This is a genomic window from Pseudomonadota bacterium (assembly GCA_013285465.1).
Lineage (GTDB): Bacteria > Pseudomonadota > Alphaproteobacteria > Micavibrionales > CSBR16-224 > CSBR16-224.
Map to the genome: position 1 here is coordinate 1,522,283 of CP053449.1, position 18,203 is coordinate 1,540,485.

Annotated in this window: 19 protein-coding genes; 14 read left to right on the plus strand and 5 right to left on the minus strand. The window is 50.2% G+C overall.

What is annotated here, in order from left to right:
* Nucleotides 1-117: 117 nt before the first annotated feature.
* Both HND56_07500 and HND56_07505 read right to left on the minus strand, forming a co-directional pair.
* Complete coding sequence (locus HND56_07500; GenBank protein QKK05536.1) at nucleotides 118-1,935, minus strand: hypothetical protein; 1,818 nt, start codon at nucleotides 1,933-1,935, stop codon at nucleotides 118-120.
* A 36-nt stretch (nucleotides 1,936-1,971) separates the two neighbouring features.
* Nucleotides 1,972-2,709: a hypothetical protein gene (locus tag HND56_07505; GenBank protein QKK05537.1), complete on the minus strand. Its 738-nt coding sequence runs from the start codon at nucleotides 2,707-2,709 to the stop codon at nucleotides 1,972-1,974.
* A gap of 124 nt (nucleotides 2,710-2,833) precedes the next feature.
* Between HND56_07505 and HND56_07510 the strand changes: the two genes are divergently transcribed.
* The 5 genes from HND56_07510 to HND56_07530 all read left to right on the plus strand — a co-directional run bounded on the left by HND56_07510 (nucleotide 2,834) and on the right by HND56_07530 (nucleotide 5,115).
* Nucleotides 2,834-3,031: a hypothetical protein gene (locus HND56_07510; protein QKK05538.1), complete on the plus strand. Its 198-nt coding sequence runs from the start codon at nucleotides 2,834-2,836 to the stop codon at nucleotides 3,029-3,031.
* 107 nt (nucleotides 3,032-3,138) lie between these two features.
* Entirely contained in the window at nucleotides 3,139-3,597 is a 459-nt protein-coding gene (locus HND56_07515; protein ID QKK05539.1) for an ankyrin repeat domain-containing protein, read from the plus strand.
* A 209-nt stretch (nucleotides 3,598-3,806) separates the two neighbouring features.
* A complete protein-coding gene (locus HND56_07520) occupies nucleotides 3,807-4,037 on the plus strand; it encodes a hypothetical protein (protein ID QKK05540.1) in 231 nt (76 codons plus the stop codon).
* Nucleotides 4,038-4,044: 7 nt separating this feature from the next.
* Nucleotides 4,045-4,899, plus strand: coding sequence for a DUF692 family protein (locus tag HND56_07525; protein QKK05541.1), 855 nt, complete (start codon nucleotides 4,045-4,047; stop codon nucleotides 4,897-4,899).
* A 3-nt stretch (nucleotides 4,900-4,902) separates the two neighbouring features.
* Nucleotides 4,903-5,115 carry a hypothetical protein gene (locus tag HND56_07530; GenBank protein ID QKK05542.1) on the plus strand — a complete coding sequence of 71 codons (213 nt, stop codon included), beginning with the start codon at nucleotides 4,903-4,905 and terminating at the stop codon, nucleotides 5,113-5,115.
* 52 nt (nucleotides 5,116-5,167) lie between these two features.
* Here HND56_07530 and HND56_07535 read toward each other — a convergent pair whose 3' ends face one another.
* On the minus strand, nucleotides 5,168-6,679 hold the full coding sequence (locus tag HND56_07535; GenBank protein ID QKK05543.1) for a leucyl aminopeptidase: 1,512 nt from the start codon (nucleotides 6,677-6,679) through the stop codon (nucleotides 5,168-5,170).
* A 111-nt stretch (nucleotides 6,680-6,790) separates the two neighbouring features.
* Nucleotides 6,791-7,804: a fatty acid desaturase gene (locus HND56_07540; GenBank protein QKK05544.1), complete on the minus strand. Its 1,014-nt coding sequence runs from the start codon at nucleotides 7,802-7,804 to the stop codon at nucleotides 6,791-6,793.
* A gap of 169 nt (nucleotides 7,805-7,973) precedes the next feature.
* Here HND56_07540 and HND56_07545 point away from each other — a divergent pair, with 169 nt between their 5' ends.
* From HND56_07545 to HND56_07585, 9 genes are all read left to right on the plus strand, one after another.
* Nucleotides 7,974-9,887 carry an acyl-CoA oxidase gene (locus tag HND56_07545; protein QKK05545.1) on the plus strand — a complete coding sequence of 638 codons (1,914 nt, stop codon included), beginning with the start codon at nucleotides 7,974-7,976 and terminating at the stop codon, nucleotides 9,885-9,887.
* 98 nt (nucleotides 9,888-9,985) lie between these two features.
* Nucleotides 9,986-11,116 carry a hypothetical protein gene (locus tag HND56_07550; GenBank protein QKK05546.1) on the plus strand — a complete coding sequence of 377 codons (1,131 nt, stop codon included), beginning with the start codon at nucleotides 9,986-9,988 and terminating at the stop codon, nucleotides 11,114-11,116.
* 105 nt (nucleotides 11,117-11,221) lie between these two features.
* Nucleotides 11,222-11,584, plus strand: coding sequence for a helix-turn-helix transcriptional regulator (locus tag HND56_07555; protein QKK05547.1), 363 nt, complete (start codon nucleotides 11,222-11,224; stop codon nucleotides 11,582-11,584).
* A gap of 35 nt (nucleotides 11,585-11,619) precedes the next feature.
* Complete coding sequence (locus HND56_07560) at nucleotides 11,620-12,291, plus strand: carbonic anhydrase (protein QKK05548.1); 672 nt, start codon at nucleotides 11,620-11,622, stop codon at nucleotides 12,289-12,291.
* 26 nt (nucleotides 12,292-12,317) lie between these two features.
* On the plus strand, nucleotides 12,318-13,949 hold the full coding sequence (locus tag HND56_07565) for a SulP family inorganic anion transporter (protein ID QKK05549.1): 1,632 nt from the start codon (nucleotides 12,318-12,320) through the stop codon (nucleotides 13,947-13,949).
* Between the two features lie 76 nt (nucleotides 13,950-14,025).
* Complete coding sequence (locus tag HND56_07570) at nucleotides 14,026-14,298, plus strand: hypothetical protein (GenBank protein ID QKK05550.1); 273 nt, start codon at nucleotides 14,026-14,028, stop codon at nucleotides 14,296-14,298.
* Between the two features lie 118 nt (nucleotides 14,299-14,416).
* Nucleotides 14,417-15,550: a hypothetical protein gene (locus tag HND56_07575; GenBank protein ID QKK05551.1), complete on the plus strand. Its 1,134-nt coding sequence runs from the start codon at nucleotides 14,417-14,419 to the stop codon at nucleotides 15,548-15,550.
* Nucleotides 15,540-17,441, plus strand: coding sequence for a cytochrome c biogenesis protein CcsA (gene ccsA, locus HND56_07580; GenBank protein QKK05552.1), 1,902 nt, complete (start codon nucleotides 15,540-15,542; stop codon nucleotides 17,439-17,441). The genes HND56_07575 and ccsA overlap by 11 nt, the downstream gene beginning before the upstream one ends.
* Nucleotides 17,438-18,037, plus strand: coding sequence for a TlpA family protein disulfide reductase (locus tag HND56_07585; protein QKK05553.1), 600 nt, complete (start codon nucleotides 17,438-17,440; stop codon nucleotides 18,035-18,037). The genes ccsA and HND56_07585 overlap by 4 nt, the downstream gene beginning before the upstream one ends.
* Here HND56_07585 and HND56_07590 read toward each other — a convergent pair.
* Nucleotides 17,991-18,158, minus strand: a complete 168-nt coding sequence (locus HND56_07590) for a hypothetical protein (protein ID QKK05554.1) — start codon at nucleotides 18,156-18,158, stop codon at nucleotides 17,991-17,993. The genes HND56_07585 and HND56_07590 overlap by 47 nt on opposite strands.
* Nucleotides 18,159-18,203 lie beyond the last annotated feature (45 nt).

Genomic DNA, 18,203 nt, shown 5'->3' on the forward strand with positions numbered 1-18,203 from the left:
ATCTTAATAGGTATTTGCCAATATTGCATTAGCCATAAAATAATTCGTAATGCGTGGGTCGGGAGCTCAAATCTCTTCTGCGGCACCACTTCTTTTATCTTTAAATCATCGCACAGGTTACTGATAGCAAAAAGCCGGTTTCAATCTGAAAGCCGTGATGCGCTTTTTCTCGACATGCGTCGCGGTAACACGCCATGTATCCGGCATCTCATCCGCATATGTGGAGACAAAAATTGTATCTTTCCCCGCCCCCGGCAAATCAGCTTCCGTTTCCAGATAAGCCAGAACTTCACAGCTATTGCCTTCGCATAAAGTGCATTTAATGTCAAAACGTGTTGGTCGTTGTTTGTTGCCGTCAAGCCACTCTTTCAAAGGTCTGTTCTGACGATTTTTTTCAAGCATGCTTTTTTGAACGCCACCGACAGCCGCATTCAAAAGCGTTTCATCATTCCATTGCAGTGCTTTAATAAATTTCTCGGCAGCCGCTTCAGCCGCTTTCATTTTAACCTTATCATTCGTTACAATCTGTGCCTTGGTAACGCCACCGGAAGCTTTGAGTGGCAACAACAGCTCACTATAGGAGGCGTTTGCAGTCGCCAGCGTTTCAGCAAGACCATCGCCTGTAGAGGCCAGAATTTTGCTCCAATCAGATTTTTCTAAAGGCCACTCGGCACTCAGAATACCATTCGAAAATCTCCGTGATGTGCGCGGGGTTAGCGTGGTCTGTTGGCCGCCGGCATCCACAAAAGCATCGCCATGATCAAGGTGATAATCTGTTGTGGCGGTATCAGGATTATAAGTGATGGCGACTTCCGTGCCACGAATACCGCATAATGAAGTGCCGGTTCTAACATTAAAAGAACTGCGGTAGCCCCAATTTCTGACAAAGCCCCGAACCGTTCCCCTGATTAAATCCAGAGTGCTTTGAGGTGGTCTTTGCATGCCTTTTATAAAGCGGGTCATTTTCACCTGAGAATCGCTACCGATATTAATGATGGCGCGTCCGGCCTGTCCCTCACTATAAGCCGTATCAAAAACAATACGGGCACGCCCTTCCGATCCCGTGCGTAGCTCATCACTCATGCGCAACTGGTATCCTCTTTTCACCTGCTTCCAGCGATTGCCTCGGCCACCCGGAAGAACCTCAACACTTTTGTGTGTGCGTGATACGACCGCAACCACATCAGTGGATGCCCGCTCTGTGCCTATCGCAAGATTATCAAGGTCACGATCAGCTTGCCGCTTTTTCTCAAGCTCTGCCTCTAGCTCTGCTATGTGGACGCCTAGACTTGGAATACTGTCATAGAAATCCACCAGATTATTATAAGCATTCGTATGTGCATCATAGGTTAAAATACCATGCGCCTTTAATATCGGATATCCGGGAAGATAGCGGGCATAGCAAGTCTCAAGATCTTTAATCGCATTTGTGTTCTCATCCTTTAGCTCTTGCGCTTGCCGACCATAATTACCTGTCGTTTTATTTTGCACTCGGCTGTTCAGCTCATCCAGCGCATCACGCGACTCTATGGCTTTTTTCCGGTATGTACCGCAAGTTGAAGTGCTTTTAAGGCCGTTCTGTGCCTGATCCAGCTCACGAAAAAACTTGGCTTCTTCAATCTCTTTGATCAGATCCGCTATAGAGGTTTTTCCGGATTGCGCTGCGCTTTCAGCATCTTTTGTGACCACAAGCTCTTCGCTATATTGTAAACGGTCCGTGTTGCCACGCAAGAAATCCTGCGTCTCTTTGCGTTTCGCGCGCGCTGCTTTTTCTGCTTTTTTAAGGCATGCCTCATCTTTTCCACATTCTTTAATGATTTTAATGCGCTGATTATAGTAATCTTCGCCGCTTTGCGCCTGCACAACAGAGGGCATAAGCATGACGCATAGCGCAATTATGCTTACAAAAATCGAAAGGATATAATCCTGCTTCATAATATACTCACAAATTTAATACTGGTTGGTCGCCCGTTATTGGCATGCAAATTGTCCCGGCATATAAATCAAGCCGCTCTTCCAATCTTCATCACGCCCCATCGTCATTGGGTACATATAATTCTGCGGAGCGCAATAAGTGCCGAGTATCACTTTATCATTCCCTCGACACTCACAAGTTCTTACTGCCGGAGCAGCTTTCTGTGTCGCTTCCACTTTTCCGGTCAAAGCATCTCTACCTTCTGCGCGGGAGCGATTGACAGTCAAGCCTGACGGTTTCTGTTTTGAATGACTTTGTTGCTGGCTTCCACTGTTGCCCGCGCTCCCCTGATTTCTTCCAATCAACTGATCCTGATAAGCCTCCTGCGCAGCATCTTGTTTTGCACGTTGCTGCGCCTCTTGTCGTTGACGTATTTGCATCTGGCGTTGCATGTCTGCATAGGGGTCATTTTGCGGCTGCGCTACAGGCTGCGCGGGTTGTGAATTAAACGGTTTATATTTCTGCTCAAAATTCTTATTATTTGCTTCAATCTCTTGCAAGAGCTGTTTTGTTTCCTGATTTTTACGCAGCCGCTCGTTTTCAGCATCTCTTTGTGCTTTTTTTTGAAGTTCTTCTTTATAGCTCTTATCGACGCTTTCAAAAACAGCATCCCATCTCGGATCATCCAAGCCCACTTTACCGTCTGCGCTTTGCGCGTAAACGGCTTGTGGAAAAGAGACTGTATTCATTGAGAGAAGGCTCAAAAAAAGCACCAAGAAAAAAGTCTGTTTCACAACGGAAATTCCTTATAATTATAAAATCAATGACAAACAGATTGTTTTTATACCATAACTAATTTATTGATGTCACGAATGTTTTCTGGCTTTATGCAACCTCCCCCAAGTGAGGAAAGGAAAGATGATGAAGACAAAGATAATAGCCTTAGCGCTTATTGTCATTGCATTGGGTTTGGCGCTCTTCCTGTTTCGCAATGCCGCACATCAAACGCAAAACAGCAATTCCATTGAACGCGGATTAAATGCGAAAAACGCCGCTGCGGAAAGACAAAACGCTGTTCCCGTCAGACCTGCCCAGCCCGGTAACAGGGCAAGGTAGTCAACAGCATAAATTCCTACTGCACATTTTTTATTGCTGAATATTGCAGCATAGGACAATTTATAGTATGTTAAATGCTAAAATCGTAACAATGGATTACAGTCACTATGTCCGACACGGATTGGAATTATCGCGTCATTTGGGCCTCCACCAAAGGCGATGTTGAAAAATTGCGGGAGGCTCTGGAGAACGGCGCCGACTGCGATGCCCAAGATTATCTGGGCACAACAGCCATCATATGGGCGGCCTATAACGGCCATGCCGATTGCGTCAAAATTCTTATCGAAGCCAATGCCGACATCAACGGGAAAGACAGTCTGGGCAGAACAGCCTCATTCTGGGCGGCAAGCGAAGGGCATAAGGATTGCCTGCGGCATCTTGTTGCCGCACATGCGGATATTACTATCGCCGATTCAGGCGGTAATACCGCCTTATCCAGCGCCTTAAAACAAGAACACGCCGATTGCGCCGCGCTTTTACGACACGCTTTAGACATCTCCGGCATCAAATCAGACCAACATCAAAACTTGCGCCGTTATATAAAGTCAAACAAGCCCGCACCTTAAGTTCTCTTATACAACTATTGAATGTCGAACATTTTTTTTACGATGCTTTTAAATGGGCGGACTGCGTTCACCGTCGTCCAATTGTTAAATTATGCCAAACATGATAAAATTAGGATTGTATTGGCAAAATGGTTTCAGCGGTTTTTCTTAAGAGTTTTACGCGTTGGATCATCCTAAATTATGCGCATAATGCATAGGAGTGACGGCAAATGAGCGACGAAAAAATGAACCTTGAAGAACAATCTGAACATGAAGAAAATACAGTACCTTCCGAAAGTACTCCATCAAGAAAAAAGAAATGGAAATTCTATATTGCTCTTGCCGTATTCGCAGGGGTATCTCTTGCACTCGCCTATATGAGTAAAAAATTTTCAACTCCACCTCCTAGCATCCATCATACGACACTAGGGGGTGGCTGCCCCACCTGCGGATTAGGATGAAGCTTAAATGACCTATGAAACCGTGCGCACGGGAATTGCATTTTTTCCAAATGATGCGGCGCGGCCTGTCTATCAACAACTGATTGATACGGGGCATGTTGCCGCCCTTGAATGGACGGTAGACACGCAATCAATCACAGCAGCAGACCAGAAAATTCTGCAAAGCTACGCTGAAAAACAATCATTGGTCGGTCACGGCGTACATTACTCTGTTTTATCCGTAGGAGGAGAAAAACAACGCCGCACATGGCTTGAAAGGTTAAAGACATGCCCATGGACAGCACATTACACACAACTATCTGTGCATTTCGGCTTTTCAAGCGGCTGGATATTCAAATATGGCGCTCCCTTACCTGTTCCCTATTCACAAGAAGCCGTTGCCATCGGTCATAAAAATATGGCGACGCTTGCCCAAGCACTACCATGCCGCATCGGCCTGGAAAACCTTGCGCTAGGCTTCTGCCGGAAAGATGCTGAAAATCAGGGCGCTTTCTTAGAAGAGTTACTAGCACCTTTTCAAGGGTATTTACTGCTTGATCTGCACAATCTCTATTGTCAGGCAAAGAACTTTACAATAGAACTTCCAGCTCTTCTCAAAACGTATCCGCTAAAGCATGTGGAAGAAATGCATATCTCCGGCGGTAGCTGGTCACGCGGTAGCCATACAAAAAATATTCGCCGGGATACACATGATCATGCCGTCCCTGATGAAGTCTGGGATATATTGCCCACCGCTTTAGAGGCCTGCCCCAATTTAAAATATATCTTTCTGGAACAACTACCGCACACTCTTGGCAACAAAGAGGCCGCCAATGCATATATTACGGATTACAAAAAACTTGTGAAGATCGTGAAAGGTTGATGAATGCTGCGCAACCCGTTTAAAAAGAAAACACCGCTGGAGCATTTTCAAACTCGGCTTTTGCAGATGCTCGCCTTGCAAATGCCCCCCGAGAAAATTACAGAGCAACTTTTGCAAGACAAACAACTTGCCGATTATCACGCCTATATTAAAGAATTTGATCCCGCCATGATCGAGATTGCAGAAGAGCTCGTCCAAAAATGGAGCGGACGATAAAAAAGACCGGAAAATTATTTTCCGGCCTTTTCGTATGGAATTTTCTATTAGCTTATTTTTTCAGCGAGCTTTGCGCCGTGCGCTTTGGTTTTGCTTTTTGCGTTTCGTAATTTTCCGCAACAAACTGGTCCAGCAAACGCACGCCGTAACCTGTGGCTTCGCTGCTGAACGCCGTTCCCGCAATATCCAGATGCGCCCATTCGCGGCCGTCATCAATGAATTTTTCAAGGAAAGACGCGGCAGAGGAACTGCCGGCCTTGCCGCCCATATGCATCAGATCGGCAATGTTTGATTTCAAACCATCGGCATAAGCACCGCCAACCGGCATGCGCCAAAGCTTTTCATCGGTTTTTGTGCCGGCCTCGAGCAGCTTGTCGGACAAGCTGTCGCTATTGGTGAACAATCCGGCATGTTCGCTGCCCAGTGCGGAGATAATCGCGCCGGTCAGCGTGGCAAGATCAACCACAACTTTCGGATCATGTTTTTGCTGTACATAGGTCAGCGCATCAATCAGCACCAAGCGACCTTCCGCATCGGTATTGACGATTTCGACCGTTTTGCCGGACATCGAGGTCACAACATCATCCGGACGCTGCGCGGAGCCTGACGGCATATTTTCCGCCAGCGCGATCACGCCGACAACATTGGAGCCTGCGCCGCGTTCCGACAGTGTTTTCATTGCACCGACAACAGCCGCCGCACCGCACATATCATATTTCATTGTACGGCCGCCGCCTGATTTCAGCGAGATCCCGCCGGTATCAAAGGTAATGCCTTTACCGACAAAGGCGACCGGGCGTTTTTCATCATCGGAGGCCGTATCCGGCGCACCGTTATATTCCATCACAACCAGACGCGACGGGCGCTCGGAGCCTTGACCAACGCCAAGAAGCGCACCCATACCCAGTTTTTCCATCTCTGCCTCGTCCAACACGCGGACGGTGACGTTACTGCCTTTAAACTCGTCAACCACGCGGTCGGCAAAGCTTTCGGGATAAAGCACATTCGGCGGTTCATTGCTCAGATCTTTTGTCAGGAAGACCCCTTTCGCCGTCGCACTCAGCTTCTCAAAAGCTTTCTCGGCTGCAGCCGGATCATCAACGACAAAATTCAACACGCGCTCATCTTTCTTTTTCGCGCCGGTTTTATATTTGTCAAAGCTGTAGGATTCCAGCGTGGCACCCAAAGCCATTTCCGCAGCCATATCCGCCGCTTTCGTGCCGCGCACGCTATCCAGCTCGACATCGACTTTTTTCACGCCGTTCTGGTTAAAAATCGCCGTCAGGCTTTTACCGTTTGCCTGCAGTTTTTTACCATCCAGTTCTGCGGATTTGCCTAATCCGGCAATAACGACATGTTTTGCATCTTCATTCGCGGGACCGGAAATGCTGATATTCTGCCCGGCATTGCCTTTAAAGCCCGTGGCCCTGACTGCGCGGGTCAGCGCACCGCCCGTTTTGGTATCCAGCGCCACTGCCGCATTACGCAGCTTGGCGGAGGATAGTGAAGTGACGACAACGGCATCACGTTTATCTGATTGTGTGGATGAGAAAGTGACTTTCATGCGGAATATGCTCCCTGAAATGTTTGATATGTATTTCGATCATAAATAATCGACCATATCATTCAGTAGCAAAGTTGCAATTATATGTCAATAAATTATTGTTACACGCATTTATCTTAAGGCAGAAAACCCGACCATCTTCTGATTATCCTCATCCCACAGCGCCAGCGTCAGGCATTTGGGGATATCCTTGAAGGTACGTTTCGGCACGGTTTGTAGCACCGGCACTGTTTCAAAACATTCGCGTAGTCGGTAAAACGGGATGCGCGAATTCAGGTGATGGATATGGTGGATATTGATATTGCAGATCAGCCAGCTGGGGAAACGGCCAAATTCAAAATAGGCGCTGCCCTTCCATCCGGCGTTGAAATAACTCCAGTCCTTATGCTCACGCCAATACATGTCTTCAAACTGGTGCTGGATATAAAAGATCAACACACCCAGAGAGCTGGCAAGCCAGCTGACCGGCAGCGCGACAAAGAACAACGCCTTCCAGCCGAGGAAATAAACAATCGCCGTAATCACCGCAACCAGCCCCAGATTGCTAAGCATGATATTCTTCCAGCTTTTCCATGAATGGAACGGGTTATCCAGCGGCACGCGATGCTTCACAAAAAACAGCGCGATCGGCGCGATAATCAGCATAAAATACGGGTTCCGGTAAAGGCGGTACCATGTCCGCTTAAAAAACGGCAGCGCTTTATATTCCGCGATTGTCAGCGTGTTGACATCACCGATGCCGCGCCGTTCAAGATTGCCGGAAAAAGCATGATGCACATTATGGTTCTTGCGCCAGTAATAATAAGGCGACAGCGTAAACACGCCCAGAATACAGCCGAGAATATCATTGGCCTTGGTCGAGGTAAAAAACGAGCCGTGACCGCAATCATGCTGCAAGGTAAAAATCCGCACCATCAGCACAGCCGCCGGGAATAATCCCAGAACCGTCATCCAGTACTGCCCTTCCAGCCCGAGAACCATCAGGGTAAAAATGGCGGTGAAAGCTGTTATTGTGAATAAAAGTTCCAAAACGGCTCTTTTATTATCGGCAACACAAAATTTATTGAGTTCAGCCATGATGGCTTTTTCATCAATCGTCTTCTGGATTGTATCCTTCGGGGCCATTATCCTGCGCTTTTTGTTGTTTTATACTGCTTTGATGTGATTTGCCCGAACACTTTACCCTGCAAAATCCGGCAGGACAAGCAAATCTGGCAAAAGCGCCGGATAAAATCTTGCCCGCCCTTGCCGCTTATGATAAGTTCATATCTCAATAACCCACAGGAATAGACAGATGTCCGACACGACGAAACTCCCCGAAAAGGAAAAGACGCCGCTTGCCGCGCGTCTGCGCGCCGTTCTGGACGGCGATTACAGCCAGTCCCGCGATGAAGCGCGCAAATTTATTTCCCGCCCGTCCATGGCGCCGGTTTCACCGGAGACGCCGAAAGAGGAACACCGCGAGCAAACACTCAGCTGGATCAAAGACATGATCGCCGAAGGCTATACCAAACTGCCTTATGAGAAAAAATACGGCGGCGGCGGTGAGCGCGAGAAATATATGAATATCGTCGAAGTGATCGCGCATCAGGATATGAGCCTTGCCGTCAAACAGGGTGTCCAATTCGGATTATTCGGCATGAGCGTCGAAACGCTGGGAACCGACAAACATCACGCAGAATATATCCCCGACATTATGACGGGCGATCTGCTGGGCGGTTTCGCCATGACGGAGGTCGGCGGCGGATCAGATGTGCAAGGCATCACAACTACAGCCGTCTATGACCACGACACGCGCAGCTTTACCATTAACACCCCCGATGATGATGCCCGCAAAGCCTATATCGGCAATGCCGCCCTGCATGGGGAGATGATGGTTGTCTTCGCACAGCTGAAAATGGACAAAGACAGTGATGAATCCATGGGCGTTCACGCCTTTATGGTGCCGATCCGCGATAAAAACGGTGACACGAAACCCGGCGTCAAAATCGAGGATTGCGGCCACAAAATCGGGTTGAACGGCATTGATAACGGCTATCTGGGCTTTGAAAATGTCACGGTTCCCTATGACAGCATGCTCGACCGTTTCGCACAGATTGATGAAGACGGCAAATACCAAAGCGCCATCGAGAAAAAATCAAAACGCTTTTTCAAAATGATCGGCACATTGGTCACGGGACGGATTTTCGTTTCCATGATTTCGCTTAGCGGCACAAAAAACGCCCTGACCGCCGCCATTGACCATGCGGAAGAACGTAAGGTCTTCGGCGATACGCTGATGGATAAACAAGCCACGCAAATGCGCATCCTGCCGCATCTGGCCGAAGCCTATGCCATGCATTTCATGACGCGCCATATGATGGAAGAATATCAGAACGGTAATGAATATCTGGAAACCATGGCGGCTGCCATTAAAGCCAAATCCTCCGATGCCGCACTCAAAGTCGTGGATGAAGCGCGCCTGCTGGGCGGTGCTGCGGGATATATGTCCGAAACCCGTTTTGGCGCATTGCGCAATGACATGGATGTGTTCCGCACTTTTGAAGGTGACAACACGGTTCTGCGCCTATTGGTTGCCCGAAACCAGCTGACGCGCTTCTCGAAAAAATTCAACAATCTCTCCGGCATTCAAAAACTCGCCAAAGGTACGGCGCTGCAAATGAAGAGCCTGTTCACGAAATTCAATGCGGAAAGCGGCAAAACCGACCCGACGCATTTCGGCGACCCCAACTTCCAAAACAAGATTTTCGCCGCACGCGAACGCGCGATGATGTATGCGCTCAGTTCCAAACTGATGAAAATCGCCAAAGCGGAAAACCCGGAAGTCGCGGCCAATAAATGCCAGACCGATATGCTGGAATATGCCGATGCCTATGCCGAACGCCTGATGATGCAAAAATTCATCAAGGCTGTCGAGGCGCAGAAAGATCCCGAGGTCAAAGAATTGCTGAAAGATGTCTGCGACCTTTACGCTGTCCATACGATGCGTAAAAACGGGCTGTGGTATGTTGAAAACGGCTTGATGAAACCGCAGACAACAAAGGCTCTGCGCCGCGTCGAACGCTATCTGACCGAAAAAATCCGCCCGCATGCCAAAACTTTGACGGATGCTTTCGGTGTTCCGCCCGCAGTTCTGGGCTGCACATTGGAAACGGATGCGAAACCCGCACAACCGAAAAAACAGGCTGGCGGCCCGCGTCACGGTTAATCAGTCAAGAAGACCGCTTCAAACTTGTCCGACAGCATGGAAATGCCTAGACTGCGATTTATATGTTATCGTGGTAATCATGCTTTAAGGAATTTTTCATGCGGTTTTCAACAAGATACACACCACTTCTTCTCGCACTCCTTCTCTGCGTCTTTCCGGCAGCGTGCAAAGCAGAGCCGTCCGGCGCTTCACAACAAATTGTCGTCAATGTCAAAAACAAGGCGGAGCAATCCCAGCAGCGCCTGAAGTACCATCTGGAACAAGGACATGATGTCGGCCACATCATTCATATGATGCAGCAAGTCAAAACGCTCGGCGAAAAGGGGGATCTGACAGAGGCCGAAGCGCTACTGGACAAAATTCATGCCGCCTTTGATGTGCTGGATAAAACGCCCGAAGTCATTCCCGAAAGTGCGCTGTTCACCCAACCCGTGGAAGTCGCCATCGAAGGATATGATGGCGATGCGATGGAGCCGTTCATCAGTCGTGACGGAGAGTATCTGTTTTTCAATTCCATGGATGACGATAATGAAAAAGATATGTACTACGCCAAGCGCATCGGTGAAAACCGCTTCCGTTTTCAGCGCGCCTTCACTGAAATCAACAGCAAGGAAGTCGATGGCGTGCCCGCAATTGACAGGCAGAATAATTTCTATTTTATCTCCACCGCGCATTACTCCCTGTTCAACAAGGTCTCGGCCTATCAGGCAAAATTCCGGGACGGAAAAATTGAAGATGTCCGCCCGATAAAATCCCTCTCCCTCCGTAAAGCCGGATGGCTGAATATGGATGTGGAGATCAGCGCCGACGGCAACACCCTGTATTATTCCAATGCCTATTTCGGTGATGGCGCACCACCGACAAAGTCCTTTCTGTCCTATGCCGTGCGTGACGGTGACAGCTTTAAGCCAGCCGCGGATACTGCTGAAATTTTCAAAAACCTCAACCGCGATGAAATTATCTACGCCCCCGCGATTTCTCCTGATGAATTAACAATCTCCTACACCCGCCTTAGCAACAGGCACAAACTGGAACAAGCCCTCTTCCATACGCTCATCGCAACACGTTCCGACAAAAACGCGCCTTTCGGCGTGCCGCAGATTATCCCTGTCATCACAGGCTTTGCCGAAGCGCCGAGTATCTCCGGCGATGGCAAAAAAATCTATTTCCACAAAAAGCCGCCGGGGGCCGCGCGTTTTAAAATCTATATGACCCAAAGAAAAGATTAGCAGCATCACTGCATGCAAATAATCTTGACAACATTCGCATATTTTAATATATTAGAAATGTTGAATATATTAAAATATGAATATATCGAATCAGGGATAGCCCATATGCCTAACCGTGCCGTTGCCGCAAAAGAACTGGCCAATATCTTCAAAGTCCTGTCGCATCAGGACCGTATCCGTATTGTGGAAGAGCTGCGTGACGGCGAAAAAGACGTTAATACGCTGTGTCAGCTTTTCGAGCTATCCCCCTCAAGAGTCTCGCAACATTTAAGTCTTATGCGTGCGCACCGATTAATTGAGGAGCGCCGCGAAGGCCGTCATGTCTTTTATCATCTGGTGCAGCCCGATATCGCCAAATGGATCGTGGACGGACTCGTCTTTCTGGAAGAACGGCTAAAAACCGAAGGGATCAGCCAATCCGCAATCGAAAAAGCCCGTGAATTATGGACAGCTGATCAAAAAAAATAATCATCCCATAGCAAAAAAGAAAAGGAATAAAGAACATGCCGAATATCGTGAACGGTGTCGTTAAGTTCAAACAACAGGTTTATCCCGGCAAGCGCGAACTGTATGAAAAACTGGCGACCGGACAATCACCGGAAGCCCTGTTCATTACCTGTTCGGATTCCCGCATTTCCCCGAATCTTGTCACACAGACGGAACCGGGCGAACTGTTTATCTGCCGCAACGCCGGCAATATCGTGCCGCCGCATACCAAGGCCACAGGCGGTACCACGGCAACCATCGAATATGCCGTTGCCGTGCTGGAAGTGCCGCATATCGTCATTTGCGGTCACACCGAATGCGGCGCCATGAAAGGTGCAATGGATCCGGGCAGCCTGAAAGATCTGCCGCATGTGTCGAAATGGCTGGCCTATAGCAGCGCTGCGGTTGAAATCGTCAAGGAAATCGGCGGCGAATTTGACGAAGCTGCACGTATGCGCATGCTGATCGAACAGAATGTCTTGCTGCAAATGGTGCATCTGAAAACGCATCCCTATGTTGCCGCCCGCCATGCCGCCGGAAAGCTGCAAATTCACGGATGGGTCTATGATATCCGATCCGGCAATGTTGTTGCCTATGACGACAAACAGAATAAATTCCTGCCGGTCGAAGAGCGCTATGCGCAGGAAATCGAAAAACTTACAAAAAACAACATCATACAAACCTGTTAAAACAATAAAAAAAGGGTGTAGAAAAAATGGGTATTTTTAACCGTGAAACCATGCGCGGCGATATTTTCGGCGGCATCACGGCGGGGGTTGTTGCCCTGCCGCTGGCGCTTGCTTTTGGAGAGGCTTCCGGTGCAGGCCCGATTGCGGGGCTTTGGGGCGCCATCATCGTCGGTTTTTTTGCCGCGCTTTTCGGCGGTACCAAAACACAGGTTTCCGGTCCGACCGGACCGATGGTCGTGGTTTTTGCCGGACTTTTCGCCTCGCTTTCCGGTGACCCGCGTCTGGTCTTTACGGCGGTTATTCTGGCAGGGCTGTTTCAGATATTGTTCGGGTTTTTAAAATTCGGCCAATATATCCGCCTTGTCCCCTATCCCGTTATTTCCGGCTTTATGAGCGGTATCGGCTGTATCATTATCGCTCTGCAGGTTTCGCGGCTGTTCGGTTACAAGCCGGAGGGCAAAAGCACAATCTCCGCCTTAAAAGCCATCCCCGATGCCGTCATGCATATGAACCTTACCGCCGCAGCGCTTGCAGCACTGACATTGCTGATCGTGTTCTTATGGCCGAAAAATGCGCGTGTTGGGCAGTATATTCCCTCTGCACTTGCCGCACTTGTCATCGGCACCCTTGCCAGCCTCTTTTTCCCCGGCGCGCCGGTTTTGGGCGATATTCCCACGGGACTGCCCGAACTCATCATGCCGTCTTTCTCCAAAGACACGGCCTTTATGGTCGTCGAAGCCGCGCTTATTCTTGCCGTTCTCGGTGCGATTGACAGCTTGCTGACCTCATTGGTCGCCGACAATATGACGCGCAGCCGCCATGATTCCGACAAAGAACTGATCGGTCAGGGTGTCGGCAATACCATTGCCGGATTTTTCGGCGGTATCCCCGGCGCAGGCGCAACCATGCGTACCGTCATCAATATCCGCTCCGGCGGCACGGGGAAACTCTCAGGCATGACTCATTCCCTGCTGTTATTGGCTGTTGTTTTGCTGCTTGCACCTTTCGCGCAGCAAATCCCGCATGCGGTGCTGGCCGGTATTCTCGTCAAAGTCGGCTTCGACATCGTTGACTGGCAGTATCTGCGCAATGCACATCGCGGCCCGCGCTGGGACTTGGCATTGATGGTGCTCGTACTGAGCCTGACAGTTTTCGTGGATCTCATCACAGCCGTCATTGTCGGTGTTGTTCTGGCGGCACTGGCCTTTGTCAAACAGCTGGCGGATGAGCAGCTGGCCACCATCGGCCAGGAATCCACGCACTCCATCACCAAAGCCGAAACAAAGCTGCTCAAAACCGTTGAAGGCAAAATCACGATTTTTGACTTTGACGGGCCGCTCAGTTTCGGTGCCGCAGCAGATGCCGGACATCATTTTCGTGAAAGAAACCAGGAACACTCTGCCGCGCTGATACTGGATTTCGGGCGCGTTCCCTTCATGGATGTTTCAGCGGCACGCGCTGTCGAGACCATCACCTGTGATGCCAAAAAAAGCGGCAAAACCGTCTATATCTGCGGTATGAAACCGAAAGTCGCCAAAATATTACGCGGATTGGAGGCGGATTGCTGCATGCTGCCGAAATTCAAATTTGAAAAACGCATCGATGCCGTCCGCGCCGCCGTAAAGGAAGTTACCGACGCCGCAAAAAATACAGGCTAGGTCAGCACGTCAATTTCTGCCGTATTTTTCTTCCCCCCGCCGTGATATATTAAGAACAGCGGGGGGAGAAAACAGTATGACGCACACACGCAGAAAAATATCCAAACAGGAACGCGATGTCTGGCTGAAACGTCCGGCCAATCTGATCGGCCAAGGACTATATACCGGCGGCATGATCGGTTTCCTGATCTTGCTGGCCGGACTTGAACTGGAGCTGCGCTTCAAACTGTTCATGGCCGTTTGCTTTTTCGCCTCGACAATCGGCATGGCCCTCATTCAAGGCTGCATTGAAGATCATTATTTAAGAAAATTGCTTTCCAGCAAAAAGGATAATAACGACCTTCGTTAACCGGAAAAACCGCTTCTTTTCTTGCCAATAAATTTGAAAAGACTCCCAGCTTGCGCTATACAGGGCGCAAGCAATAATAACGCCTAAAAACGGCATGAAAAGAAGGCAATATCCGTCCATGTTCACGCGCAGGCATATTGAAAGCTGGGCTTTGCTGTTATCGCGGCCTGCCGTACTGTTTTACAGCCTGCCCTGGTTGATGGCGCTGCTGATTGCCGGTACGGTCGCACAGAAATATCTTGGCCTTTACGATGCGACAAAGCTTTACCTGACCGCGCCGATCATCTGGCTGGGCGGTGTTATTCCCCTGCCCGGCGTTCCGCTGATCCTATTTGTGATCTTCCTGAACCTTGTCTTCAAGCTGTTTTTCAAAAGCCCGTGGAGGCCGGAAAACGCCGGTATTATCATCACCCATTTCGGTGCGGCTTTTCTGTTTCTGGGTATGGCGCTGACTGCAGGTCTCAGCAATGAGGGCTATATCGCCCTTGCCGAAGGCGAGAGCAGCACAAAAATCAGCGATTATCACCGCCGTGAACTGGTCTTTTTGCAAGACGGCAATGATGCCCTGCGTCTGCCCTATCAAACACTTAAAACCGGCATGATTGTGCAGAACCAAAGCCTGCCTTTCAGCGTTGAAATACTGGATGCCTGCCGCAACTGCACTATGCAGATGAATGATGCCGCAGATGATGACACGCCGCGTCACGGGCTGGCGGAAAAAGTCTCCTTACAAGCTCTGCCGCTTGAAAAAACGGAGGAAAGCAACCTTTCCGGCGTGATGATCCGTATCCGCGGCGCGGCGGAACAGGCGGACGGCATTTATATCGCTTTCGAACCCGTGAAAAACCTGCCGCAAATCACGGCAAAAGACGGACGCGTTTACAGCCTTGCCCTGCGCCGCGCGGAAACCACCCTGCCCTTTGCCGTCGAGCTGCTGGATGTCAAACGCGTACTCTATCCCGGCACATCCATGCCGCAAAGCTATTATTCCGATCTGCGCGTGCATGACGGCGATATCCTGTGGGAAACCCGCATCGAGATGAACAGCCCGCTGCGCTATAAAGGCTACACTTTCTATCAGTCCGGCTATACGCTTGCCGGAGAGACGGAAGTCTCCACCCTTGCTGTTGTAAAAAACGCCGGACGCGCCTTCCCTTATATCGCCGGACTTTTGCTCGGGCTCGGCATGCTGGTTCATGCCGTCATCCGCATCAGTGCAAAATCTGCAGGAGGCAAAAGCAATGCGTCATAAACTGCTTTTCCTTGCCTTTGCCGTCCTTTTTCTGCTGACAGCGCTGCTGCCGCGCATGGCAGCAGCAGAAACACCCCCGGCCTTCAACTATCAGGCTTTTGCCGAAATTCCCGTCCTGCATGGTGGACGCATCCGCCCGCTGGATAGTTTCGCACGGATCCAGCTGCGCAGCCTGTCAGACCGCGACAAAACCGTTGAGGGCGACAGTGCCGTGGAATGGCTGGCACAGACAATTTTCACGCCTTATGAGGCCTTACAGAAACGCGTCTTTCTGATCCGCAATCCCGAACTGAAAAATATGCTGAAACTGCCGAAACGGCGCGGCCATCTTTACAGCTATGGCGAATTATCACCGGGGCTGGACGCATTGCGTGACACAATTGCCCGTATCGCCGGAACGCCGCAAAAAGACTGGACGCAGGCGCAGAACGAGCTGATTGAACTGCAGCGCAACAGCCACAGCTTTAAACAGCTGCTCAGCGCCGTATCGCTGTTGCTGCCGCTGGCCATTGATCTGCCGCAGGATATCCGCGAAAAAACCGGCGCCGCACCGGATGCTGCGCTGACCTATCTTGATGCGGTCAAGGCGGAAGAACATCTGAAACAGCGCGTCATCGCGCTGCATGCGGATAAAGGCGCGGAAATAGACCGTTATACGGCACAGGAAATCGCCCTTGTCGAAGCCGCTTTTGCACTGGAGCAGATTGCCCGCGAAGGCGTACAAAGCAAATTGCTGCGCATTATCCCGCCCGCCGCAGGTGAAAGCACCCAAGACTGGCTGTCCCCTTGGGATGCGATGCTGTCGGGACATATCTCCCCGCAAAATGCCGGTTTAAACGACGCATGGCGTGCGCTTGCCGCCGCCTATCAGGCCGAAGATACCGCTGCATGGCAAGGTGCTGCGGAAAAGGCACGCGATACGGGCCGGCAGCTTGCCGCCACGCAAATTTCCACCACCCGCCTTGCGATGGAGCTGTCTTATAACCGTACCGCCCCTTTGAAGAAAAGCGCCCTGTTTTACGGGCTTGGTTTTTTCCTGCTGATCGGTTTTCTGCTGTTCCCGAAAGTTTTTCCGGCACGCAAAATCGTTATCGCAACGCTGGGGGTCGGTGCCTTTTATCATTTTTCGGCCATCGTCGTGCGCGTTATTGTGTTGATGCGCCCGCCTGTCGGCACACTTTATGAATCCGTTTTATTTGTCGGGCTGATTTGCGTATTGACCGGATTTCTTATTGAGTTCCGCCGCCGCGACAATGCCGGATTACTGCTTGCCGCCATATCCGGCGCGGTGCTGGGACTGGTCAGTCTGGGGCGGCTGGCAGGGCCGGACGATATGAATGTGCTGGTCGCCGTGCTGAATACGAATTTTTGGCTGACAACCCATGTGCTGATGATTACGGCAGGATATGCCTTCGCCATCATCACGGCGCTGATTGCGCATCTGGTGCTGTATCTGCGGCTTTTCGGACGGAAAGAAAAATCCGATCTGCTGCTGCCCGCTCTGCAAAAATCCGCTTTGATTGCCTTGCTGTTTACCGCGACAGGAACGGTTCTTGGCGGTGTCTGGGCCGACCAGTCATGGGGGCGTTTCTGGGGCTGGGATCCGAAGGAGAACGGCGCGCTGCTGATCGTGTTGTGGCTGTTATGGATTCTGCACGGGCGGCTGTCGGGGCATATCCGCCGCCTCGGCATGATTGCGGGGATGGCTTTCTTGAATGTCATTGTCGCGCTGTCATGGTTCGGCGTAAATCTGCTGAATGTCGGCTTACATTCCTACGGCTTTATCGATTCCGTCTTCTGGTCGCTGACAGGTTTCTGCACAATTGAAACGCTCATTATCGGCATTCCCTATCTGCGCCTGCTAAAATCAGGAAAAGAGCGCAGCGCATGAAACAGAAAATCATCCTCATCACCCTGTTCCTGCTGGCAAGCCTCGCGGCCATCATCTATGACCATACCGACCCGCCGAAAATACTCACCCTTCCGCCCACAGAAACGCCTGTCACATTGACGAATATGCCGCTATCCGGCGATATTCAACTGACGGATTTCAGCGGCAAAAGCTTTCCGCTGTCCGATCTGTACGGACGCATCATCATTGTCAATTTCTGGGCATCATGGTGCCTGCCCTGTGCAACGGAACTGCCCGCATTATTGGAAATCGCCGCAAAACAACAGGACAGCCTGACTCTGCTGGCTGTCAGCGTAGATGATAAGCAAGAGAATGCCGAAAAACTGCTGAAACTGATCAAAACCCGCAAGCCTGATCTGGTCTTTCCCAAAAACGCCCTTTTTGCATGGGACCCGCAGAAAAAAATCGCACAGGATGTGTTCCAGACCACCCGTTATCCTGAAAGCTATATTCTCGGCACGGATGGCAATATCAAAGTGAAAATTGTCGGTGATGATCTGGAAAAACTGCGCGCTGCGCTGGACGCGGTTAATGATGACCAAAGAAATAGTAATAAGCCAGCGGCCCCCAGATAAAAGAAACCGTCAGCGTCCCCTTCACAGCCTGATAGGTAATCCAGACCCAGAAGATTCTTTTACCGGCCTCTTTCTTGCCGGTAATACCCAGTTTCTCTTTGATGGAAGACAAGATGCGCATTGACTGCTCTCCGCCGTTTTTTTATGGCGTCAAATTATCAGTTTT